Source organism: Rhodanobacter lycopersici, from assembly GCF_040812335.1.
GTDB classification, from domain to species: Bacteria; Pseudomonadota; Gammaproteobacteria; order Xanthomonadales; family Rhodanobacteraceae; genus Rhodanobacter_A; species Rhodanobacter_A lycopersici.
Genome location: NZ_JBFOHK010000001.1, coordinates 761,814 through 783,532, shown reverse-complemented (window position 1 = coordinate 783,532; position 21,719 = coordinate 761,814). Strand labels below are relative to the sequence as shown.

The 21,719-nt window shown below is 67.4% G+C and carries 26 protein-coding genes; 13 read left to right on the top strand and 13 right to left on the bottom strand.

Going from position 1 to position 21,719, the window contains the following annotated elements:
• Positions 1 to 6: 6 nt before the first annotated feature.
• A complete protein-coding gene (locus ABQJ54_RS03645) occupies positions 7 to 1,260 on the bottom strand; it encodes an efflux RND transporter periplasmic adaptor subunit (protein ID WP_367852904.1) in 1,254 nt (417 codons plus the stop codon).
• Positions 1,261 to 1,546: 286 nt separating this feature from the next.
• Positions 1,547 to 2,422, bottom strand: coding sequence for a DMT family transporter (locus tag ABQJ54_RS03640; protein ID WP_367852903.1), 876 nt, complete (start codon positions 2,420 to 2,422; stop codon positions 1,547 to 1,549).
• Between the two features lie 127 nt (positions 2,423 to 2,549).
• On the opposite strand from ABQJ54_RS03640, the gene ABQJ54_RS03635 reads away from it, so the two are divergent.
• The 4 genes from ABQJ54_RS03635 to ABQJ54_RS03620 all read left to right on the top strand — a co-directional run bounded on the left by ABQJ54_RS03635 (position 2,550) and on the right by ABQJ54_RS03620 (position 7,255).
• Positions 2,550 to 3,722, top strand: a complete 1,173-nt coding sequence (locus ABQJ54_RS03635; protein WP_367852902.1) for an acyl-CoA dehydrogenase family protein — start codon at positions 2,550 to 2,552, stop codon at positions 3,720 to 3,722.
• A gap of 187 nt (positions 3,723 to 3,909) precedes the next feature.
• Positions 3,910 to 4,452 (top strand): GNAT family N-acetyltransferase, encoded by a 543-nt coding sequence (locus ABQJ54_RS03630; protein WP_367852901.1) that lies wholly within the window; start codon positions 3,910 to 3,912, stop codon positions 4,450 to 4,452.
• Positions 4,449 to 4,952, top strand: a complete 504-nt coding sequence (locus ABQJ54_RS03625; RefSeq protein ID WP_367852900.1) for a nucleotidyltransferase family protein — start codon at positions 4,449 to 4,451, stop codon at positions 4,950 to 4,952. Before ABQJ54_RS03630 ends, ABQJ54_RS03625 begins: the two co-directional genes overlap by 4 nt.
• Before the next feature lie 35 nt (positions 4,953 to 4,987).
• The gene (locus tag ABQJ54_RS03620; protein WP_367852899.1) at positions 4,988 to 7,255 is read left to right on the top strand and encodes a thiamine pyrophosphate-dependent enzyme; all 2,268 of its coding nucleotides are present in this window, start codon (positions 4,988 to 4,990) and stop codon (positions 7,253 to 7,255) included.
• 101 nt (positions 7,256 to 7,356) lie between these two features.
• On the opposite strand, the gene ABQJ54_RS03615 is transcribed toward ABQJ54_RS03620, so the two are convergent.
• Positions 7,357 to 7,899 carry a DUF924 family protein gene (locus ABQJ54_RS03615; protein ID WP_367852898.1) on the bottom strand — a complete coding sequence of 181 codons (543 nt, stop codon included), beginning with the start codon at positions 7,897 to 7,899 and terminating at the stop codon, positions 7,357 to 7,359.
• Between the two features lie 117 nt (positions 7,900 to 8,016).
• Here ABQJ54_RS03615 and ABQJ54_RS03610 point away from each other — a divergent pair, with 117 nt between their 5' ends.
• The 3 genes from ABQJ54_RS03610 to ABQJ54_RS03600 all read left to right on the top strand — a co-directional run bounded on the left by ABQJ54_RS03610 (position 8,017) and on the right by ABQJ54_RS03600 (position 11,510).
• Positions 8,017 to 9,969 carry a M61 family metallopeptidase gene (locus ABQJ54_RS03610; protein WP_367852897.1) on the top strand — a complete coding sequence of 651 codons (1,953 nt, stop codon included), beginning with the start codon at positions 8,017 to 8,019 and terminating at the stop codon, positions 9,967 to 9,969.
• A gap of 73 nt (positions 9,970 to 10,042) precedes the next feature.
• Positions 10,043 to 10,873, top strand: coding sequence for a helix-turn-helix domain-containing protein (locus tag ABQJ54_RS03605; protein ID WP_367852896.1), 831 nt, complete (start codon positions 10,043 to 10,045; stop codon positions 10,871 to 10,873).
• Between the two features lie 70 nt (positions 10,874 to 10,943).
• Complete coding sequence (locus ABQJ54_RS03600; protein WP_367852895.1) at positions 10,944 to 11,510, top strand: DUF1579 family protein; 567 nt, start codon at positions 10,944 to 10,946, stop codon at positions 11,508 to 11,510.
• 10 nt (positions 11,511 to 11,520) lie between these two features.
• Here ABQJ54_RS03600 and ABQJ54_RS03595 read toward each other — a convergent pair whose 3' ends face one another.
• The 4 genes from ABQJ54_RS03595 to ABQJ54_RS03580 all read right to left on the bottom strand — a co-directional run bounded on the left by ABQJ54_RS03595 (position 11,521) and on the right by ABQJ54_RS03580 (position 12,960).
• Complete coding sequence (locus ABQJ54_RS03595; RefSeq protein ID WP_437343311.1) at positions 11,521 to 11,769, bottom strand: helix-turn-helix transcriptional regulator; 249 nt, start codon at positions 11,767 to 11,769, stop codon at positions 11,521 to 11,523.
• Complete coding sequence (locus ABQJ54_RS03590; RefSeq protein ID WP_367852894.1) at positions 11,759 to 12,187, bottom strand: hypothetical protein; 429 nt, start codon at positions 12,185 to 12,187, stop codon at positions 11,759 to 11,761. The genes ABQJ54_RS03595 and ABQJ54_RS03590 overlap by 11 nt, the downstream gene beginning before the upstream one ends.
• A 123-nt stretch (positions 12,188 to 12,310) precedes the next feature.
• Complete coding sequence (locus ABQJ54_RS03585) at positions 12,311 to 12,499, bottom strand: dihydrofolate reductase family protein (protein ID WP_367852893.1); 189 nt, start codon at positions 12,497 to 12,499, stop codon at positions 12,311 to 12,313.
• A complete protein-coding gene (locus ABQJ54_RS03580) occupies positions 12,496 to 12,960 on the bottom strand; it encodes a dihydrofolate reductase family protein (protein WP_367852892.1) in 465 nt (154 codons plus the stop codon). Before ABQJ54_RS03580 ends, ABQJ54_RS03585 begins: the two co-directional genes overlap by 4 nt.
• Before the next feature lie 169 nt (positions 12,961 to 13,129).
• Here ABQJ54_RS03580 and ABQJ54_RS03575 point away from each other — a divergent pair, with 169 nt between their 5' ends.
• The gene (locus ABQJ54_RS03575) at positions 13,130 to 13,492 is read left to right on the top strand and encodes a YciI family protein (protein WP_367852891.1); all 363 of its coding nucleotides are present in this window, start codon (positions 13,130 to 13,132) and stop codon (positions 13,490 to 13,492) included.
• A 10-nt stretch (positions 13,493 to 13,502) separates the two neighbouring features.
• On the opposite strand, the gene ABQJ54_RS03570 is transcribed toward ABQJ54_RS03575, so the two are convergent.
• The 6 genes from ABQJ54_RS03570 to ABQJ54_RS03545 all read right to left on the bottom strand — a co-directional run bounded on the left by ABQJ54_RS03570 (position 13,503) and on the right by ABQJ54_RS03545 (position 17,023).
• The gene (locus tag ABQJ54_RS03570; RefSeq protein ID WP_367852890.1) at positions 13,503 to 13,832 is read right to left on the bottom strand and encodes an ArsR/SmtB family transcription factor; all 330 of its coding nucleotides are present in this window, start codon (positions 13,830 to 13,832) and stop codon (positions 13,503 to 13,505) included.
• Between the two features lie 7 nt (positions 13,833 to 13,839).
• On the bottom strand, positions 13,840 to 14,301 hold the full coding sequence (locus ABQJ54_RS03565) for an SRPBCC family protein (RefSeq protein WP_367852889.1): 462 nt from the start codon (positions 14,299 to 14,301) through the stop codon (positions 13,840 to 13,842).
• A gap of 100 nt (positions 14,302 to 14,401) precedes the next feature.
• Positions 14,402 to 15,619: an MFS transporter gene (locus tag ABQJ54_RS03560; protein WP_367852888.1), complete on the bottom strand. Its 1,218-nt coding sequence runs from the start codon at positions 15,617 to 15,619 to the stop codon at positions 14,402 to 14,404.
• A 17-nt stretch (positions 15,620 to 15,636) separates the two neighbouring features.
• A complete protein-coding gene (locus tag ABQJ54_RS03555) occupies positions 15,637 to 15,966 on the bottom strand; it encodes a hypothetical protein (RefSeq protein WP_367852887.1) in 330 nt (109 codons plus the stop codon).
• A gap of 14 nt (positions 15,967 to 15,980) precedes the next feature.
• Positions 15,981 to 16,535 (bottom strand): isochorismatase family protein, encoded by a 555-nt coding sequence (locus ABQJ54_RS03550; RefSeq protein WP_367852886.1) that lies wholly within the window; start codon positions 16,533 to 16,535, stop codon positions 15,981 to 15,983.
• 35 nt (positions 16,536 to 16,570) lie between these two features.
• Positions 16,571 to 17,023 carry a MarR family winged helix-turn-helix transcriptional regulator gene (locus ABQJ54_RS03545; RefSeq protein ID WP_367852885.1) on the bottom strand — a complete coding sequence of 151 codons (453 nt, stop codon included), beginning with the start codon at positions 17,021 to 17,023 and terminating at the stop codon, positions 16,571 to 16,573.
• Between the two features lie 167 nt (positions 17,024 to 17,190).
• On the opposite strand from ABQJ54_RS03545, the gene ABQJ54_RS03540 reads away from it, so the two are divergent.
• The 5 genes from ABQJ54_RS03540 to ABQJ54_RS03520 all read left to right on the top strand — a co-directional run bounded on the left by ABQJ54_RS03540 (position 17,191) and on the right by ABQJ54_RS03520 (position 21,718).
• Positions 17,191 to 18,141: an ABC transporter ATP-binding protein gene (locus ABQJ54_RS03540; protein ID WP_367852884.1), complete on the top strand. Its 951-nt coding sequence runs from the start codon at positions 17,191 to 17,193 to the stop codon at positions 18,139 to 18,141.
• Positions 18,138 to 18,899, top strand: coding sequence for an ABC transporter permease (locus tag ABQJ54_RS03535; RefSeq protein WP_367852883.1), 762 nt, complete (start codon positions 18,138 to 18,140; stop codon positions 18,897 to 18,899). Before ABQJ54_RS03540 ends, ABQJ54_RS03535 begins: the two co-directional genes overlap by 4 nt.
• A gap of 75 nt (positions 18,900 to 18,974) precedes the next feature.
• A complete protein-coding gene (locus ABQJ54_RS03530; RefSeq protein ID WP_367852882.1) occupies positions 18,975 to 19,826 on the top strand; it encodes a DUF3014 domain-containing protein in 852 nt (283 codons plus the stop codon).
• A gap of 223 nt (positions 19,827 to 20,049) precedes the next feature.
• Entirely contained in the window at positions 20,050 to 20,859 is an 810-nt protein-coding gene (locus ABQJ54_RS03525) for a 2'-5' RNA ligase family protein (protein ID WP_367852881.1), read from the top strand.
• 85 nt (positions 20,860 to 20,944) lie between these two features.
• Positions 20,945 to 21,718, top strand: coding sequence for a class I SAM-dependent methyltransferase (locus tag ABQJ54_RS03520; protein ID WP_367852880.1), 774 nt, complete (start codon positions 20,945 to 20,947; stop codon positions 21,716 to 21,718).
• Position 21,719: the final 1 nt, after the last annotated feature.

Below are 21,719 nucleotides of genomic sequence, written 5' to 3'. Positions count from 1 at the left end.
CGCCGCTTACGAAGCCGAACTGTCGGCGGACGCGTGCTTCTTCTTCCAGCCGGAGTGCCGTTTGCCCGCCGTGGACGACGGCGCTGCCGGTGCGCTGCCCGCGGCGGCCGGCTGCGCGCCGGCGAGCTTGATCCTGGCGCCATCGCTGAGGCGGTCCGTGCCGTCGGTGACCACGGTCTGGCCGGCGGCGAGGCCGGACAGGATGACGGTGTTCTTGCCGTCGCTGGGGCCGAGGGTGACCTTGTGCACGGAGACGGTATTGTCGGCATTGACCAGATAGACGAAATCGCCCGGCGCGCCGTTCTGCACGGCCGGGGTCGGCACCAGCACCGCGTTCTTCAGCGTATCCACCAGCAGCTGCACGTTGACGAATTCGTTGGGGAACAGCGCCTCGTCGTCATTGGGCACCGTGGCGCGCAGCGGCACCGTGCCGGTGCCGGTGGCCATCTGGTTGCCGATGGCATACACCGTGCCGGTGGTGATCTGCTTGCTGTTGTCGCTGTTGTAGATCGCCACCGGCAGCTTGGCGCCGGCGCCGAAGCGCTGCAGCACCCGCGACAGCGCGTTCTGCGGCACGGAGAACTGCACCGTGGTCGGCTTCATCGTGGTGATGGTCACGATCCCCGGCGAACTGGACGCGGTGACGTAGTTGCCGGGATCGACCAGGCGCAGGCCCACGCGGCCCGCGACGGGGGCGGTGATGTGGCAGTAGGCAATGTTCAGCGCGTCCTGCGCGATGGCGGCCTGGTCGGCCTTCACCGCCGCCTCGTCCTGCTGCACGGTGAACTGCTGGTCGATGAAGGTCTGCTCGGCGATCGATTTCTGCTGGTGCAGCTGCGCATAGCGGGCCAGGTCGGCCCGGGCCTGCGCCAGGCTGGCCTGGTCCTTGGCGAGCTGCGCCTCGGCCTGCTGCTTGTCGATCTCGTACTGGCGCGGGTCGATCTGGGCGAGGAACTGGCCCTTGGTGACATCCTGGCCTTCCTGGTAGCCCACCGCGGTGAGGTAACCGCTCAGCTGCGGCAGCACGTTGACCGTAGCCGTCGGCGTCACCGTGCCCAGCTCGTCGAGGTTCTCCGGCATGTCGCCGAGGGTGGCGGTGGCCGTGCCCACCACCTGCGCGGCAAAGCCGCCCCGGGTTTTCTTGCCGCCGAGCAGGTGGAGCACGATCAGGGCGATCACCACCGCCAGCACGATGCCGACGATCAACAGGTGGCGTTTCGGGCGGCGGGGTGGGGTGGAGCGCGAAACATTGGCATTCATGTGCCATCTCCAAACGATTCATGCCGTCGTTCATACGACGGGCCGACCGCGCCTCATCAATTTCTTGCGATGCGGGTGTCGACCAGGCCATGCCGGTCGCGGTCGGGGCAAAAGTCAGATCGCCTTGAACGATTCACTGGCGGCAGGGTTGACCTGTCGGGGCGTGACTTCCGGCAGGGCGGCGTCGGCTGCGGTTCAGCATGACGCGTCTGTCGTGTGGATGCCATTGCAACCGGATGACACATGTCGCGTCACGGGATGGTGATGGCCGCGCCTGCACCGGCGCTCAGATGATACGCATCCGCTTCCACCAGTTCGTGACCTGCTCCTCCCGCACCAGCGTGAACAGCCCTGCACCCAGGATCAGCACGATGCCGACCAGCATCGGCCAGTCGAGGTGGTCGCCGAACAGCCAGTAGCCGAAGCCGATCGCCCACAGCATCTGGCTGTACTGGGTGGGCGCCACGCGGTTGGCATGCGCGAGCCGGGTGGCGTACATCAGCAGCACGCCGGCCAGCGCGGCGAGCAGGCCGTAGCCGGCCAGCAGGCCCCATTGTGAAAGATCCGGCCACACGAAATGGGGCAGCATCAGCACGCCGCCGGCCACCAGCGGACCGATCACGCCGGCGCCGTACAGGCTGATGCGTTTCTCGTCGCCGCCTGCCATGCGCAGCGCCACCATCGACAGCGCCGCCGCGATGCCGCACAGGATCGCCGCCAGGTGCCCCAGTCCAAGCACGCGAAAGCCGGGGCGCAGCACCACCAGCACGCCGGCGAAGCCCACGAGCACCGCGGTCCAGCGCCGCCAGCCCACGTGCTCCTTCAGCAGCAGCACCGAGAGGATGGTCACGAAGATCGGCATCAGGAAGATCATCGAGAACACCTCGGCCATCGGCAGCAGGGTGAACGCGGTGACCGAGCAGATGTTGCCCACCGCGCCGGCCAGCGCCCGCGCCCACCACAGCTTCGGGCGGCGCGCGGCGAAAACGTCGTGCCAGCGGTCGTCCTTGTCCATGATGAAGGGCAGCGCGGCCAGGCCCAGCGCCGCGCCGATGCACACCGATTCGTACGGTGGCACGCTGCCGTGCAGGGTTTTCACGAAGGCGTCGCTGATCGCGTAGGCCGCGAAGCTGGCGAAGCCCAGCAGCACACCCTTGATCATGGGTTTTCCGTGGTGGGGAAGGGACGGGGCCGCATGATCGCACGGCGCGGCTGCTGCGCCCGGCCATGACCGGCACGGGGTACCCCGGGTAGAATACGGGGTTTCCCCGTCCGCCACTGGAACGCACATGGCTGCTGCCCGCCTGAACCCGCTCGACCTGTACGACGTCCGCTCGCTGCTTTCCGACGAGGAGCGCATGGTGCAGGACACTGTCGGCCGCTTCGTCGATGAAAAGGTGTTGCCGATCATCGGCGACTGCTTCGACCAGGCACGTTTCCCGACCGAGCTGATTCCGGAAATCGCCAGCCTCGGCCTGCTGGGCGCCACCATCCCCGAGAAGTACGGCTGTGCGGGCATGAGCGGGGTGAGCTACGGCCTGATCTGCCAGGAGCTGGAGCGCGGCGACTCGGGCCTGCGCAGCTTCGCCTCGGTGCAGAGTTCGCTGGTGATGTACCCGATCTACGCCTACGGCAGCGAAGAGCAGAAGATGGAATACCTGCCGCAGATGGCGGCGGGCGAGATCATCGGCTGCTTCGGCCTCACCGAGCCGCACGGCGGTTCCGACCCGGCAAACATGAAGACCCACGCGAAGAAGGACGGCGGCGACTGGGTCATCAACGGCGCCAAGATGTGGATCACCAATGGCAACCTGGCCCACATCGCGGTGGTCTGGGCGCAGACCGACGACGGCATCCAGGGCTTCATCGTGCCGACGGACAGCAGGGGGTTCACCGCGCAGCAGATCCACAAGAAGATGAGCCTGCGCGCCTCGGTCACCAGCGCGCTGTTCTTCGACAATGTGCGTGTGCCGGATGCGAACCGCCTGCCGAACGTGAAGGGCCTGAAGGGGCCGCTCGGCTGCCTCACCCAGGCGCGCTACGGCATCACCTGGGGTCCGATCGGCGCCGCGCAGGCCTGCCTCAAGGAAGTGCTGGACTACAGCGCCGAGCGCATCCTGTTCGGGCGTCCGCTTTCATCGAACCAGGCCATCCAGCTCAAGCTCGCCGACATGGCCCGCCGCATCACCACGGCGCAGTTGCTCTCGCTGCAGTTGGGCCGCCTGAAGGACGCCGGCGCCATGCAGCCCACCCAGGTCTCGCTGGCGAAGTGGAACAACTGCCGCATGGCGATCGACATTGCGCGCCAGTGCCGCGACATCCTCGGCGGCGCCGGCATCACCACCGAGCACGGCGCGATTCGCCATGCGCTGAACCTGGAATCGGTGATCACCTACGAGGGCACCGAGACCGTGCACGAGCTGGTGGTGGGCCGCGAACTGACCGGCATCAACGCGTTCTGATCGCCACTCCCTCTCCCCTCCGGGGGAGAGGGCTGGGGTGAGGGACGGGTCTCGCGGCAGCCTTCATGCGAAGCATGCTTCGAGCGGGAGTCATCGCAAGAGTGCCCCCTCATCTCGATCCTCTCCCCGAAGGGGAGAGGAGGTAACCCCCAGCTCCGGCCACCGGCAAGGCATTGTGCTTCCCGATATGTCGATCACCGACATCCGCATCGAAACCGACCGCCTGATCCTGCGCCCGACCCGGCCGGAGGATTTCGAGGGTTGGGCCGCGCTGATGGGCGACGAGGAGAACTCCCGCCACATCGGCGGCCCGCAGCCGCGCGCCGTGGCCTGGCGCGGTTTTCTTTCGATGGCCGGCGCCTGGGCGATGCAGGGCTATGGCATGTTCTCGGTGATCGAGAAGACGAGCGGTCGCTGGATCGGCCGGTTGGGGCCATGGTGCCCCGAGGGCTGGCCCGGCACCGAGGTGGGCTGGGGCCTGTTGCGCGAAACCTGGGGCAAAGGCTATGCGACCGAAGGCGCGACCGCCGCGATCGACTGGGCCTTCGCGCAGCTGGGCTGGAGCGAGGTGATCCACACCATCGTGCCGGACAACACCGCTTCGCAGCACGTTGCCCGGCGACTGGGTTCGAGCCTGCTCGGGCCTGGCCGCCTGCCCGAGCCGTTCCAGGAGTTGCCGGTCGAGATATGGGGCCAGAGCCGCGAGGCCTGGTTGCGCCGCCGCGCATGAGCCATATCCCGCCCGCGCTGTTCGTCGCGCTCGCCGAGCTGGTGCCCGAGCTGCACGTGCATTGCGTCGAGCCGTGGTGCCTGATCGGCAGCGCCGCGGCGCGCCTGCTCGGCGCCGAGGTGAGCGTGGCCGACGTCGACGTGCTGGTTTCGCGCGCCGATGCCGAAATGCTGGCGACACTGTGGGCCGATCGCCGCGACGCCACGCATGCCCCGGTCGACGACGGCCGCTTCCGTTCGCACTTCGCCCGCTTCCACTTTCCCGGCATGCCGGTGGAGGTGATGGGTGGCCTGGAACTCGACCAGGGCGACGGCTGGCAGCCGGTGTCGCCGGGCCGGCTGGTGCTGGCCGGCCTGCAGGGCATGGCCGTGCCGGTGCCTGCGCTGGACGACCAGATCCGCATCTTCGAATCCTTCGGCCGCGACAAGGATCGCGACCGCGCCACAGCGCTGCGCCAGTTGCGCCAGCCTTCCGTGCTCTCCATCGTTTCCTCTTCCTGACGGCCACGAGCCGCTCCTACCGAACCGACATCGCCATGACCACCACGCCCGCTCCCATCGCCGCCCGCCACAAGGGCTTCAACCGCGCCGAGATCGTCGATCAGAACTTCACCGAGTTCGTGCAGCAGTGGCAGGGCGAGGCGCGCACCGCGCCGCGCGACGATGCGCCGGTGCTGCCGGGCAGTGCGCTGGATGCGCGCGGTTTCCGCGAACTGCTGGAATCGCAGCTGATCTCGCGCCACCTCGACCTGATGGCGCGCGTGCTGCGCGTGCAGAACAAGGTGTTCTACACCATCGGTTCGAGCGGCCACGAAGGCAACGCGATGGTGGCGCGGCTGACGCGCCATACCGACCCGGCCTTCCTGCACTACCGCAGCGGCGGCTTCATGGCCGAGCGTTTCCGCAAGTTGCCGGGCATGGACCCGGTGATGGATTCGGCACTGAGCTTCGCCGCGTCCAGCGAAGACCCGGCCTCCGGCGGCCGCCACAAGGTGTGGGGCAGCAAGCCGCTCTGGGTGCTGCCGCAGACCTCCACCATCGCCTCGCACCTGCCCAAGGCGCTGGGCACCGCCGTCGCGATCGATCATGCGAAGCGCATCGGCCACACGCTGCCGATTCCCGAGGATTCCATCGCCATCTGCTCGTTCGGCGACGCCTCCAGCAACCACGCCACCGCACAGACCGCGTTCAACGCCGCGGCGTGGACGGCCTACCAGAAGCTGCCCGCGCCGGTGCTGTTCGTGTGCGAGGACAACGGCATCGGCATCTCGGTGAAGACGCCGACCGGCTGGGTGGCGAACAATTTCCAGCATCGCGCCGACCTCGACTACTTCTTCGCCGATGGCCTCGACCTCGCCGAGGGTTACGCGCAGGTGCAGCGCGCGGTGGAGCATTGCCGCGGCACGCGCCGGCCCACCTTCCTGCACGTCAGGACCACCCGCATCATGGGCCACGCCGGCACCGACTTCGAGATCGAATGGCGCAGCATCGAGGAACTGGTGGCGCTGGAAGCCACCGATCCGCTGCTGCGTTCGGCGGCCATCGCGCTGGAGTCGGGCCTGTACACCAAGGCGTCCTTGCTTGAACTCAACGAGGCCATCCGCAAGCGCTGCTTCGCCGCCGCCGAGGAAGCCGACCGCCGCCCGAGGCTGGAGCGCCTGGACGACGTGATGAAGCCGCTGGCGCCGTACACGCCGGCTGCGGTGAAAGCGGAGGCCGAGCGCGCCGACTACGCCGAGGCGCGCCTCAAGGCCTTCGGCGGCGAGGCGAAGCTGCCGGAAAACCAGCCGCCGCGGCACCTGGCCATCCAGATCGGCCAGGCCTTGCACGACGTCATGGCAAAGTACCCCGAGTCATTGCTGTTCGGCGAGGACGTGGCGCAGAAGGGCGGCGTGTACACGGTGACCAAGGGCCTGCACAAGGCGTTCAAGAACACGCGCGTGTTCAATACGCTGCTGGACGAGACGGTGATCCTCGGCCTCGCCCAGGGCTACGCCAACATGGGCATGCTGCCGATCCCGGAGATCCAGTACCTCGCGTATTTCCACAACGCGGGCGACCAGATCCGCGGCGAGGCGGCCAGCCTGCAGTTCTTCTCCAACGACCAGTACCGCAATCCGCTGGTGATGCGCGTGGCCTCGCTGGGTTACCAGCGCGGCTTCGGCGGCCACTTCCACAATGACAACTCGATCGCCGCGCTGCGCGACATCCCGGGCCTCGTGGTCGGTTGTCCTTCGCGCGGCGACGATGCGGCCACCATGCTGCGCACGCTTACCGCGCTGGCCAAGGTGGACGGCCGCGTCTGCGCCTTCCTCGAACCCATCGCGCTGTACATGACTAAGGATCTGTACGAGGCCGGCGACGGGCAATGGCAGTTCGCCTATTCCGCGCCGGGCGAGGCGATGACCTTGGGCGAAGGCCGCGTCTACAACGAGAAGGCGAAGGACCTGGTGGTGTTCACCTTCGGCAACGGCGTGCCGATGGCGCTGCGTGCTGCGCGCACCATCGAGCAGGAACTGAAGTGGAAGGTTCGCGTGGTCGACCTGCGCTGGCTGGCGCCGCTCAACGATGCCTTCATCGCGGCACAGGCGAAGAGCGCCAAGCGCATCATCGTGCTGGACGAAGGCCGCAAGAGCGCGGGCGTGGGCGAGGGCGTGATCACCGCCATCGTCGAGGCCGGGCTCGGCGCCACGCCGCTGGAACGCGTGGTGGGTGCCGACACCTTCACGCCACTGGCCGGCGCGGCGTTCCTGGTGCTGCCGGGAGACGCGGACGTGGTGGCGGCGGCACGCAAGCTCGCCTGACACCTGCCTGCCTGCTGTGGGCCGTAGGAGCGGCTTCAGCCGCGATTCCGCGCGCCTCGGTCGCGGCTGAAGCCGCTCCTACGCTCGTCCGGTAGTCGCCGTCAGCCTGCGAAGCCGCCTTCGTCGAGGAATGCCTGTTCCCCGGCCGTGGTTTCGCGGCCCAGCACGGCATTGCGGTGCGGGAAGCGGCCGAAGCGCACGATCACGTCGCGGTGAGTGCGGGCGTATCGGGCGTAGTCGTCCAGCCCCTCGCACAGCGCCACCGAACGATCCTGGTCGGCCAGCGCCTCGCTGTGCTCGAACGGCAGGTAGAAGAACACGCGCAGCGCCGGATCCACGGCACGGTCGTGGCCGCGCGTCACGGCTTGCCGCGCGAAGCCCAGCGCCAGCGGATCGGTGGCGAACATGTGCGCGGTGCCGCGGAAGGCGTTGCGCGGGAACTGGTCGAGCAGGATCAGCAGCGCCAGCGCGCCTTCGGCCTCGTCCAGCCAGTGGTCGAGTTCGCGCCGCGCAGCGGCCATGTGCGCGTCGTGGAAGCGCGTGATGAAGACACGGTCGAACGCTTCGTCCTTGTCGAACCACTTGTCGGGACCTGCCTCGCGCCAGAAGCGGACGATGTCCTGAGGCTGGCAGCTGGGGGTCATGGCGGGCTCCTCGATGGCGACGATGCTCCATCGTCGCACAGTGCCAGTCGTCATCCTCGCGCCGGCGGCCGGTGGTGTTAAGTTGGGGAAGTCCCCGACCTGCCGCAGGTGCCAGTCATGTCCGTCGCTCCGTCCGTGCGTCCGCAACCCGTCCGCCGCCATGTCACGGCGCGCCTCGCCCTGGCCGTGTCGCTGGCGCTCATGGCCGGTGCCGCCGGCGCGCAGGTGTCGCGCAGTGCGCAGGTGCCGGCGCCGCAGGACACGCCGTATCCGGGCACCATCGCCATCCACGTCGATGCCAGCGACACGCGGCAGGGCATCTTCCGCGTGCACGAGACCATCCCGGTCGAGGCCGGCCAGCTGACCCTGCTGTATCCGGAGTGGATCCCCGGCAACCACTCGCCCAGCGGCCCGGTCGCGATGCTGGCGGGGTTGAAGCTCAGCGCCAACGGCAAGCCGGTGGCGTGGACGCGCGACAAGTACGACGTGTATGCCTTCCACCTCGACGTGCCCGCGGGCGTCGCCAGCCTCGATGCGGATTTCCAGTACCTGTCGCCGCGCCGCGACGGCTACGAGATGACCGACCGCATGCTGATGCTGGAATGGGACAAGGTGTCGCTGTATCCGGCCGGCCATTACTCGCGCGACATCACCTTCGCGCCCAGCGTTACCCTGCCGCAAGGCTGGCAGTTCGGCAGTGCGCTGGAGACCAGCTCGCAGTCCGGCGACAGCACCACCTTCAAGCCGGTGAGCTACAACACGCTGGTCGACTCGCCGATGTACGCGGGCCGCTACTTCAAGCGCGTGGACTTGAATCCCGGCGGCAAGGCGCCGGTGCACCTGGACGTGGTGGCCGACGAGCCGAAGTACCTGGAGATGACGCCCGAACAACTCAGGGAACACCGCGCGCTGGTGACCCAGGCGGTGAAGCTGTTCGGCTCGCACCACTACGACCACTACGACTTCCTGTTCTCGCTGTCCGACGAGCTGGCCGGCAACGGCCTGGAGCACCACCAGTCCAGCGAGGACGGCATGGGTGCCGACTACTTCACGGCGTGGGCCGACAACGCGCCCAACCGCGACCTGCTGGCGCACGAGTACGTGCACTCGTGGAACGGCAAGTTCCGCCGCCCGGCCGACCTGTGGACGCCGAACTTCAACGTGCCGATGGGCGACTCGCTGCTGTGGGTGTACGAGGGCCAGACGCAGTACTGGGGCTTCGTGCTGACCGCACGCGCCGGCCTGTGGACGCCCGAACAGTTCCGCGACGGACTGGCGATGGTCGCGGCGAACTACGACCGCAACCGCCCCGGCTTCCAGTGGCGCACGCTGGAGGACACCACCAACGACGCCACCGCTGCGCACCGTTCGGCGCTGCCGTACCGCAGCTGGCAGATGAGCGAGGACTATTATTCGGGCGGCCAGATGCTGTGGCTGTCGGTAGACGCCAAGCTGCGCGAGCTCACCCATGGCAGGAAGTCGCTGGACGATTTCGCACAGGTCTTCTTCGGCGTGGACAACGGCAGCTTCGTGACGAAGACCTATACCTTCGACGATGTGGTCGCGGCGCTCGACGGCGTGGCGAAATACGACTGGGCCGGCTTCCTGCGCGCCCGCGCCGACGCGCTGGATCCGCCGCTGCTGGACGGCCTTGCCGCCTCGGGCTGGAGGTTGGTCTACACCGACCAGCCCAGCACCTACGAGAAGCAGTACGACAGCCGGCCGGAATCCTCGCGCCACATGTACAACTTCGCTTGGTCGATCGGCCTGACCGTGGACAAGCAGGGCGGGATCAACGACGTGCGCTGGGGCGGTCCCGCCTTCAAGGCCGGCGTCAGCACCGGCGCCACCCTGGTGGCGGTGAACGGGCAGGCCTATTCGCGCGACGTGCTGAAGGAGGCGATCAAGGCTGCCAAAGGCGGCAGCGCGCCGATCCGACTGCTGCTGAAGTACCAGGGCAGCCTGCAGACCGTGCCGGTGGACTACCACGAGGGCCTGCAATACCCGCACCTGGAACGCATTGCGGGGACGCCGGATTACCTCGACCAGATCATCGCGGCGCGGAAGTAGCACTTGCCCCCGCTCTCCCCGCCGGGAGAGCGGAGAGACGCACGCTTGTACATGGATTGGCCGGGACTCCCGCATGGTCGCCACGCTCGCCGCTTCGAACGCCTCGCCCCCACCGCTCGGCCAGTTGCTGCGCGAATGGCGCGCGCTGCGCAAGCAGAGCCAGCTCGACCTGGCGCTGGCGGCGGACATGTCCACGCGTCACCTGAGCTGTATCGAGACCGGCAAGGCCAGGCCCAGCCGCGAGGCGCTGGCGCGCATTGCCGCCACGCTGGACATGCCGCTGCGCGCCCGCAATGCGTTGCTGCTCGCGGCGGGTTACGCGCCGGAATACGCCGAGCATGATTGGGCCGCGCCCGCGCTGGAGCGCATGCGCCACGCGGTGGAGCTGATCCTGGCGCAGCAGGAGCCGTATCCCGCCTTCGTGCTGGATCGCCAGTGGAACGTGCTGCTGGCCAATGGCGCTGCGATGCGCGTGAACCGCCTGCTGATGGACGGCCGCGAAAGCCGCCACGCCAACCTGCTGCACCAGGTGTTCGACCCCGCGGATTTCCGCCCGGTGATCGTCAACTGGCCCGCGGTGGCGGAGAAGTTCCTGCACCACCTGCACGCGCAGATCGCGGCCGCGCCCACCGACCCCGTGCCGCGCCGTCTGCTGGCCGAGATCGCGCGCTATCCCGACGTGCCCGCGCCGGGCGCCCTGCATGAGGGCGCGGCGCCAGAGCCGGTGCTCACGCTGGAGTTCCGCAGCCGAGCGGGCACCCTGCGTTTCTTCGAAACGATCACCACGTTCTCGATGCCGCACGACGTGACCCTGCAGGAACTGCGCATCGAAAGCGCGTTCCCCGCGGATGCACAGACGGCCGGGGTATGCGCACGGCTGGCGCGGGAATACGCGGCGGCTTGACCCGCGAGGTCATGGACGCGGGGCACGGTGCCGCGCAGGCTGGCGCCTCTCCCCCATGCCGGAATGACCCATGCCTCTGCGTCGTTTGTCCTCTTGCCTGCCCATCGCCGTGGCCTTGATGGCCGCCGCGTGCGTTGCGCCTTCCGCCAGTGCGGCGGACGCCACGCCAACCACGTCAACCAGCGCGCCGGCGCATCGCCTCGACTGGCTGGCCGGGCGCTGGAGCGTGCGCCAGTCCTTCTGGGCCGATTCGGCCAAGGCGCCAACCATCGATAGCGGCAGCGCCGTGTTCACCGCGGTGCTCGGTGGCCAGCATCTGCGCCAGGAACTGCAGATCGACTCGGTCAAGCCCTTCCGTGGCCTGGGCTACTTCGGCTACGACGCGGCCGCCGGCCGCTACGACAGCCTGTGGATGGACGTGAATTTCGGTGGTGTGGTGGTGGCGCACGGCGATTGCGAGGCGAACGGGCGCGTCTGCAGCTTCCGCGGCGCGATGTCCGGCCAGCGCGGCGCCACGGTGCCGGTACGCGAGGTGATGGAGATCACCGACGCCGACCATTTCAGCTACGCCTATTACGAACGCCACGATGGCCGCGAGGCACTCACGGTGAAGCTCGAATACACGCGCCTGAAATAGGCGCGTGCGATCACGCCGTCGCGCCGGGCTCCGCGCCCCCGCCGCCACCGGGGTTCCAGTGGAATACCTCGTCCAGCCGCTTGCCGAACACGTCGGCGATCCGGAAGGCCACCTCCAGCGAGGGCGAGTAGCGGCCCTGTTCGATCGCGGCGATGGTCTGGCGCGTGAGGCCCACGCGCCGGCCCAGTTCGGCCTGGGTCATGTCCTGTGCGAGGAAGCGCATCAGGCGCACGTCGTTGGTGAGTGGCTCAGTGGGCAAGGCGGGGCATCCTGCGGTAGCCCGCCACGATCAGCGCATAGCGCACCGTCTCGGCCAGCACGATGGCGAGCAGGGCGGTGTTGGTGAGCTTCCAGCCGCTGTCGCTGAAGGGCATCACCACGCCGACCACGATCATGCCGGTCAGCATCACGAAGTAGGCGGTGCGGGTGGCGCGCCCGTCGATGGCGCGGTCGCGCTCGTCCAGCAGCAGCGGCTCGCCGCGCTCCTGCCGCTTCATCCACAGCAGGCCGGCCACGTAAGCGATGGCGTGCACGCCGGCGACGACGGCGAGGCAGGCGATGCGCTGCTGGAACGTGGTCAGCCAGTTCGGCCAGACGCCTTGGATCAGGAAATAGACGAGGTAAGGCGGGCACTGGCTCCACAAGGTCAGCCAGGCGCGTTTTTCCAGCGACGACATGATGCTTCCCCTTGAGTTCGTTGTGACGAACATAATGTTCTGTATTTTTTACATCATGTCAAGACAAATATTCTTTCACCGCTGATTCGCGGTTGGTGGATGCGGCTTGGAATCGGCTCATGCTCAGGCGTGACGGGCGAGCACCACGTGGGTGGCCGCTGCGGTGGCCGCATGCTCGACCACGCGGAAGCCCAGCGCCGGCAAATCCAGTCCCGCGAACAAGGCCTCGCCCCGGCCCAGCAGCACCGGGGCGATCGCGAAATGCAGCTCGTCCACCAGGCCTGCCTGCAGGTACTGGCGCACCGTGCTCACACGCCGCCGCCGATCTTCACGTCCTTGCCGCCAGCCACGGCACGCGCCTGCGCCAGTGCCGCCTCGATGCCTTCGGTGACGAAATGGAAGGTGGTGCCGCCGGCCATCGGGATCGGTTCGCGCGGGTGCCGGGTGAGCACGAAGGTGGGCGCGTGGTAGGGCGGGTCCTCGCCCCACCAGCCTTTCCAGCCGTCGTCCGGCCACGGCCCGCGCTGGGGGCCGAACATGTTGCGGCCGAGGATGAAGGCGCCGAAGCCGGCCATGGCGCGCACCGCGTAGGCGTCGTCGACGTCCTGCGCGCCGCCGGGCTGGCCGGTCATCGCATGGAACGCGCGGGTGCCGAAGTACCACTGGAACAGCTCCTTACCGCGCTTGCCCAGCGGGTCGTCCAGGCTCTGCTCGACGCCAGCGCCGAAACCGTCGAGGGACAGCGAGAAACCGGCGACGCGAACCTTGCTCATGGGGATACCCGGAGTCGATGGCTGGTGCGCTTTGTATCGCGTACGGCCTTCCGAAGGCAAAAGGGCGGGTTTGCGGAGTGCTCCGCGGCTTGTCGATCCGCCATCACGCCGTTCGTCGTCCAGACGAGCGCCGCATGCCGCGGTGTCGATACCCACAGGAGACGACGTGATGCGATTCCTTTCGATGGTGCGGATCAACGAACGCGCCGGCCAGAAGCCCAGTGCGCAATTGATGGAAGACATGGGCAAGTTGATGGCCGAATTGAGCGCAGCCGGTTCATTGCTGGATACCGCCGGCCTGCAGCCCACGGCCGCAGGCAAGCGCATGCGGCTGTCGCGTGGCCGGCAGACGGTGGTCGACGGCCCCTTTACCGAAACGAAGGAGGTGGTGGCCGGCTATGCGATGTTGCAGGCCGCTTCGATGGACGAAGCGCTGGAAATCACCCGTCGCTTCCTTGCCGTGCATGGGGAGGAATGGGAAATCGAGTGCGAGGTGCGGCAGGTGATGGAGCATTGCGCCGAGGCGGCGTGAGCCGCTGCCATCATCGCTCGACGAGGCGTTTCAGGCGTGCCAGCGCCTGGTCCCATTGCGCCGCGATCGCATCCAGCGCGCGGCGCGCCTCGGCCAGCCGCGACGGTTCCAGTTCCCACTGCCGCTCGCGTCCCTGCCAGCTGTCGCGCACCAACCCGGCATCCGCCAGCACCTGCAGGTGCTTGGTGACGGCCTGGCGGGTGATCGCGGTGCCGGCGGTGAGCTGCGCGATCGACAGCGCGCCGCCGGCACACAGTGCGGCGAGCAGGCGCAGCCGGGTCGGGTCGCCGAGCGCGGCGAACACCGGCGCGCTCTTCTGCCAGGCAGGTTGCTTCGGCATGGCGTGCTCAGTGCAGGGCCAGGTAGTTCTGGATGTTCCGCATCTGCTCGTCCCAGCCGCCGCTGTTCATGCGATACGCCTCGGCACGGCGCGCCAGCGGGATGCGGTCGAAACCGGATTCGACGAGGTGCAGCAGGATGCCATCGGCATGGTCTTCCAGCACGAATTCCACCAGCGTGGTCGGTTCCTGCGAATAGTCCGCCGAAGGGTCGACCGCGTAGGGGTGCCAACGATATGCGAACAGGCGCTCGGGTTCGATCCGCTCGATCTGCATCTCGCACACCAGGTGTTCGTAGCCGGGGTAGGTGATGTGGCCGCAGGCGGTTTCGCCGGCGACGAAGCGCTGACCCTTGAGGTTCACGCCGAACCAGTCGCCGAAACTTTCGGCGTCGACCAGTGCGTGCCATACCTTGCTGCGTGGGGCCTGCAGCAGGATCTGCCGTTCGATGCGGTCGGTGCTCGCGTTCATGTGGGTTCTCCCATGTGCGACAGATTGCAACCAATGAGTTGCATATTGCCGTCGTGTCCGGAGAAATGCAACTTCTTGGTTGCCTGATTGGAACGCGGAATCAGGCCTGAGCCTCCACCGGCCGCACCCGCAGGCCGGCCATGTGGCGCAGTGCCACCAGCATTGCGGCGAGTCCCGCGGCGGCGCCTACACCCAGCGCCCAGCGCGGGCCGAAGTGGTCGGCAATCCAGCCGACGATGGGGGCGCCGAGCGGCGTGCCGCCCATGGCGACGGCGATGCGCAATGCCATCACGCGGCCGCGCATGGCCGGCTCCGTGGTGAGCTGCATCAGGCTGTTGGTGCCGGTGGCGAACACCAGCGCGGCGAGGCCGGTCAGCACCAGCGCGGCAGCGAACAGGCCTTCGTTCGGCGCCAGTGCCGCCAGCGCACAACCTGTGCCGAACACGGCCGAAGCCGTGCACAGCACCGCCATGCCCGGCTGGCTGCGATACGCGGAATAGAGCGCACCGCACACCGATCCGATCGCGAACGCGGAGGTGAGCAGGCCGTATTGCCCAGCGCCGCCATGGAACGCGGTAAGCGACATGGTGGAGATGAAGATAGGGAAGTTCAGGCCGAACGTGCCGATCAGGAACAGCATCACCAGCACGGCCATCAGGTCGGGCCGTCGCCATACGTAGCGGAAGCCTTCGGCGCCGCCACCGGTGGCGCCGAGCGGGCTGCGTTCGTCGTCGTGCAGCTGATCCACGCGCAGCAGTGCCAGCGAGGCCAGTACGCCCGCGAACGAGGCGGCATTGATCAGGAATACCCAGCCGCAACCCACGGCGGCGATCAGCAGGCCGGCCACAGCCGGGCCGATCATGCGCGCCGCATTGAACGAGGTGGAGTTGAGCGACACCGCGTTGGCCAGATAATCGTCGCCCACCAGATCGTTGACGAAAACCTGCCGCACCGGCGCATCGAACGCGGAGACGCAGCCGAGCAGGAAGGCGAACACGTACACCTGCCACAAGGTGACCACGCCGGTGACCGTCACCAGCCCGAGGCCAAGCGCCAGCAGGCCCAGCGAGGCCTGCGTGGCGATCAGCAGCTTGCGGCGGTCGAAGCGGTCGGCGGCATAGCCGCTCCACGGCAACAGCAGCAACTGCGGGCCGAACTGCAGGGCCATCACCACACCCACCGCGCCGGCGTTGTCGTGGGTGAGGATGGTGAGCACCAGCCAGTCCTGTGCCACCCGCTGCATCCACGTGCCGACGTTGGATACCAGTGCGCCGCCGGCCCACACGCGGTAGTTCCATATGCGCAGTGAAGCAAACATGCCGGAGCCGTTCGTGCTCACATGCGCTCCGGCGCATTGCCGCCGTTGAAGCGGCCGAAGTGGCGCGCCGTGCAAAGGCTCAACAGCAACGCGCCGGCAAATGCCGTGGCCATGCATGCGGTGTCGTGCGTGTCGAAGTTGCCGACGTGCGCCAGCAGCCCGTAACCGAGCGCGAGATTGAGGAAGCCCCACCACACGTTCGTCATCGAAGACGAGAGCCCTTCGCCGCGCGGCCTGGCGAAAGGGCTCTGGAACGCGCGTCCCATCAGGCCGCTGACTGCATGGGGCACGGCATTGGCGAGCAGGGCCCCACCGAAGAACCACGACACGAAGTGGAGCCAGGGCATGAGTTGCTTCCTCCTCAGCTTGCGAGCAGGTCGATGACTTCGGCCGTGCTGCCGGTTTCGCCCAGTCGCGGGAAGATGCGCATGACGCTGTTCGCGTGCGCGTCGGCGTTCATGTCGGTCATCGCGTCGGTGGCGAGGCTGACGTTGTAGCCCAGTTCGTAGGCCTGCCGCGCGGTGGATTCCACGCCGATGCTGGTGGCCACGCCGACGATCACCACCTGCGTCACGCCGAGTTTCTGCAGGTGTTCGTGCAGGTCGGTGTGCGCGAACGCGCCCCATGTGCGCTTGGTGACGAGATGGTCACTCGCCTGCGCATCCAGTTCGGGAACCAGTTCGGCCCAGTCCGCCGGCAGGTCGCCCATCCGCTTCGGTTGCTCGATGCGACCCGGCGCGCCGCCGGCCACGTTCACCAGCACCACGGGCGCACTGTGCCGGCGGAAGGCTTGCGTGATCTCCACCACGCGACCGATCACGCCAGCCATGGGATGCGCGCAGGGCAGCTGGACGATGCCTTTCTGGATATCGATGACGATCAGGGCGGTCTTGGGATCGAGCGTGGTCAGTGCCATGGGTGGGACTCGTCGTGTTTGAAAAGGGGAGGCGGTCAGCCTTCGGCCAGCCGTTTGAGCAACTCGACGCCGCGTGCGAGGGCGTCCTGTTCATGGGCGTCGAAGCGCTCGCGGATGGCATGGAACAGCCAGTCCTCGCGCGCAGCCCGGTTGGCGTTGATCTTCTCGTGCGCCAGCCGCGTCAGTGAGAGCAGGATGCGTCGCCCGTCGCCGGGATCGGGCGCGCCGCCGACCAGGCCGAGCGTCTGCAGATCGGCCACCGTCGTGCCCATCGATTGCGGCCTGACGTTCTCGGCGCGCGCCAGCTCGCTGACCGTGGTGGTGCCTTCGCGATCGAGATGGATCAGCACCGCGATCTGCGAAAGCGTGAGTCCTTCGATGCCGACCTTTTCGCGCAGCAGTCGCTTCAGCCTGCCGACCAGTGCCCGCAGTTCGCGGGCGGTTGCCTGGGCCTGGGCGATGCGGGGGTCGGGAAGGGCGGTCTTCATGGTGGCGCATGCTACGCCATGTGCAGGAAAACTGCAAAGGTAAACTTCATATTTGTGCGATCATTGGACATGCGTCGTTACACAGGCCGGTTGATTCCAAAACTTATTGGTTTAGTATTTCCGGCCTTGGCTGCCTCACGGCAACCGGCAACACGCGGGAGACAGGCATGAATGCTGTGGCACAAGCGGCGAGCGACGACATCCTTGTCGTGCGCGGGCTGGACAAGGTGTACCCGGGCGGTTTCCAGGCCCTGAAGCGCATCGACCTCGAGATCCGCCGCGGCGAGATCTTCGCCCTGCTCGGCCCCAACGGCGCCGGCAAGACCACGCTGATCAGCATCATCTGCGGCATCGTCAATCTCGGCGCCGGCAGCATCACGGTGGACGGCTACGACGTGGTGCGCGGCTGGCGCGCCACCCGCTCGCTGATCGGCCTGGTGCCGCAGGAACTGAAGACCGATGCGTTCGAGACGGTGTGGAACACGGTGCGTTTCAGCCGCGGCCTGTTCGGCAAGGCGCCGGACGATGCCTACATCGAGCGGCTGCTGCAGGAGCTGTCGCTGTGGGACAAGCGCGACAACAGGATGCTGATGCTCTCCGGCGGCATGAAGCGGCGCGTGATGATCGCCAAGGCGCTGTCGCACGAGCCGCAGCTGCTGTTCCTCGACGAGCCCACCGCGGGCGTGGACGTGGAGCTGCGCCGCGACATGTGGGCGATGGTGCGGCGCTTGCGCGAGAGCGGCGTCACCATCGTGCTCACCACGCACTACATCGAGGAGGCCGAGGAAATGGCCGACCGCGTGGGCGTGATCAACAGAGGCGAGCTGATCGTGGTGGAGGAGAAGGCCACGCTGATGCACAAGCTGGGCCGCAAGCAGCTGCGCCTGCAACTGCACGATCCGCTGGACGCGCTGCCCGCAGCGTTGGCGCAGTACAAGCTGGAACTGGCCGCGGGCGGCAACGAACTGGTCTACAACTACGACACCCAGGGCGAGCGTACCGGCATCACCGCGCTGCTGGCCGACCTGGCCGGGGCCGGCATCCGCTTCCGCGACCTCAGCACGCGGCAGGACACGCTGGAGCAGATCTTCCTGCAACTGCTGAAGGAGGGCGCATGAACTGGTACGGCATCCGCGCGATCTACCGTTTCGAAATGGCCCGCACCGGGCGCACGCTGATGCAGAGCGTCGCCTCGCCGGTGGTCTCCACCTCGCTGTACTTCGTGGTGTTCGGCTCGGCGATCGGATCGCGTATCACCAGCGTGGACGGGGTCAGCTACGCGGCCTTCATCATCCCCGGCCTGGTGATGCTGTCGCTGCTGATGCAGAGCGTCTCCAACGCCTCCTTCGGCATCTACTTCCCGAAGTTCGTGGGCACCATCTACGAGGTGCATTCCGCGCCGCTGTCCTTCCTGGAGATCGTGCTGGGTTACGTGGGCGCGGCGGCCACCAAGGCGATCATGGTGGGCCTGATCATCCTCGCCACGGCGCGCCTCTTCGTGGACTACTCCATCGCGCATCCGCTGGCGATGGTGACCTTCCTGTTGCTCACCACGGTCACCTTCAGCCTGCTTGGCTTCATCATCGGCATCTGGGCGGACAACTTCGAAAAGCTGCAGGTGGTGCCGTTGATGGTGATCACGCCGCTGACCTTCCTCGGCGGCAGTTTCTATTCCATCCGCATGCTGCCGCCGTTCTGGCAGAAGGTGACGCTGTTCAATCCGGTGGTGTACCTGATCAGCGGCTTCCGCTGGAGCTTCTACGGCCTGGCCGATGTCGGCGTGGGCATCAGCCTCGCCACCACCCTGGGATTCCTCGTGTTGTGCCTGGCTGCTGTATGGTGGATCTTCAAGACCGGGTACCGATTGAAGGTTTGAGTGCGGCCGCTCCGTACTGAACGATTCGGCCGTGTTCGAGTCGAACTTTCATCGAGACGACAGGCGTGGAGGTGGATGGTGAAGTACCGGCGCAAATCGGGCAGCGGCGGCTGGGTGCCGGCGGTGATCGCGGTGGTGGCCATCGTCGCGGTGGGTGCCTACGTGGCGTGGCGCGCCACCCAGCCGAACGCGAACGCCGGGCCGACGCCGGCATCCTCCGCGGCCACTGCCGCAAGCGCGCCGGCGCCAGCCTCGGCGGCCAGCATCCGGCACCCCATCGCGCAGGCCGAGGTGCCGGCATCCGCGTCCACCGCGCCGCTGCCCGCACTGGGCGACAGCGACGCCAGCGTGAGTTCGGCGCTGTACGCGATGGGCGGCGAGGGACTGAAGGGGGTGTTGCTGCCGCAGCAGGTCGTGGGCCGCATCGTGGCTACCGTCGATGCACTGCCACGACACGCGCTGGGCAGCAGCTTCATCCTGCCGCTGCGGACGCCGCGCGGCGCGTTCCGGAGCGGCGAGACCCAGGGCATCCTCACCGCCGACACGCACAACGCCGAGCGCTATGCGCCCTACATGGCCATCGTGCAGCACGCCGACCCGAAGGCGCTGGTGTCGTGGTACGTGCACAGCTACCCGCTGTTCCAGCAGGCCTATCGCGAGCTGGGCTACCCCAAGGGCTATTTCAACGACCGGCTGATCGCGGCGATCGACGACATGCTGGTCGCACCCGAGCCGGCGCAGCCGCCTGCGCTGCAATTGGTGCAAGGGCGTTACCTCTACGTCGATCCCACGCTGGAATCGCTGTCGGTGGGGCAGAAGCTGATGCTGCGACTGGGAGCGGTCAATGAGGCACAGTTCAAGGCGAAGCTGCACGCGATTCGCGCACTGTTGACGGCACACCCGTCATCGACCATGCCGTTGCACTGAAGGAGTGTCTCCCACGCATGTCGCGGATTCAGCCGGTCCTGCACGACTGCGCACGTCGTGCATCCTCGTCGGCGCGCCGGGAATGCGTCCCTGAAATCCAGGACACCAGCACAGGTGCTTCCACGGGAGGGTGCTTCGTGGTCGGCGTAGCGACAGTCTTTCCAGCAAGCATCCATGCGACCCGGCGGACTCCACGTTCCACTGCGGAGCGGGTCAGCGGCATATGCATGCTTCACCCCCTCGACCACCCCTGCGTGGCCGTAGGCAGCACTTTAGCGGTATCCAAGTCGTGCGCGCAAATACTTGCGACGAGGTGAGTTCCGGTTCGCATATTGCGGCGCATCATCATTGCAGCTCGTCACGCTTCAGCCCGCCGCGGAAGGTCGGTGCAAAGAACGGGGATTCCCGCTCCAGGCGCACTCTACACTTCACGGACGCAAGGGGTTTTCTCGTCATGCGTTGCAGCGCGAGTGATCCATCAGCCGGGCCGGCCGAAAGGGTCTGGCGACTGTTTCTTGCTCTTCTGCCCGATGAGGACGTGCGCAGGGCACTGGCGCGGGCAGCGGTCGAGGCAGGTATGCCGCGGGATTCCCGACTGCGCCAAGTGAACCCGCGGCGCTATCACGCCACCATGCACTTTCTTGGCGGACATTCCTCACCGCGGCCCGATCTGGTCGCGGCGGTGGAGCGGGTTGCCGGCAGCGTGCACGGCATGGCGTTCGACTGGAGGCTGGATCGCCTGCGCAGCTTCGGTGGACGCCACCCGCCGCGCGTGTTGTGCTGCAGCGTGCCGCCGGAGGCGTTGCAGCGGCTCTGGCGGCAATGGCGCGAGGGGCTGCTGCAGGAAGTGCCTGGCAGCGAGCTGGACGAGTGCTTCGTGCCGCACGTCACGCTGGCCTATGGTCGCGTGCTGCTGCCGGAAAAGGCGGTGTCGCCAGTGCACTGGCCGGTACGCGAACTGGCGCTGCTCGAGAGCCGGGCAGGGCAGCGCGACTACCGCACGCTGGCCAGCTGGCCGCTGCAGCAAGCCTGAGGCCGGCATGCGTCACTCGTCATGGACGCGGCGCATGGCGAACGGGTGCACAATCGGCGTCCCCTCGCTGAAAACGGAGTTCGTCATGCGTCCGACCGTTCTTGCCGCATTGCTTGTGCTTGCACCCCCCACAGCAGCCTCCGCCATGCCTGCCGTGCAATCCGGCAGCCAGGCCGTACCCGCCTACGTTACCGCCGCGATCAATGATCCTGCCCGCGCCGCCGATACGAAAGATGACGCGCGCCGCCAGATGGCCGCGGTAATGACCTTCGCCCAGGTGAAGCCGGGCGAGAAGGTGCTGGAGCTGGTGCCTGCCAGCGGCTACTGGACGCGGGTCTTCAGCGCCATCGTGGGGCCGCATGGCCACGTCTACACCGTATGGCCGGACGAGATGGCGAAGTACTCGGCCAAGAGCTACGCGAACTGGCAGAAGCTGGTGGCCACGCCGCATTACGCCAACGTCAGCCTGCTCAAGCAGCCTGCAGCCCAGCCCAGTGCACCGGCCAAGGTCGACCTGGTGTTCACCGCGCAGAACTACCACGATTACCATGATCCGTTCATGGGTCCGGTGGACATGGCGAAGTTCGACAAGGCGGTCTTCAACGCGCTGAAGCCCGGTGGCGTGTTCGTGGTGATCGACCACGTGGCTCCGGCCGGCTCGGGCCTGGCCGACACCAACACTTTGCATCGCATCGATCCGGCGGTGGTGAAGCAGGAGGTGGAGGCTGCCGGCTTTGTGTTCGACGGCGAGAGCGATGCCTTGCGCAATCCGGCCGACCCGCACACCGTGAAGGTCTTCGATCCGTCGATACGCGGCCACACCGACCAGTTCATCTATCGCTTCCGCAAGCCGAAGTGAT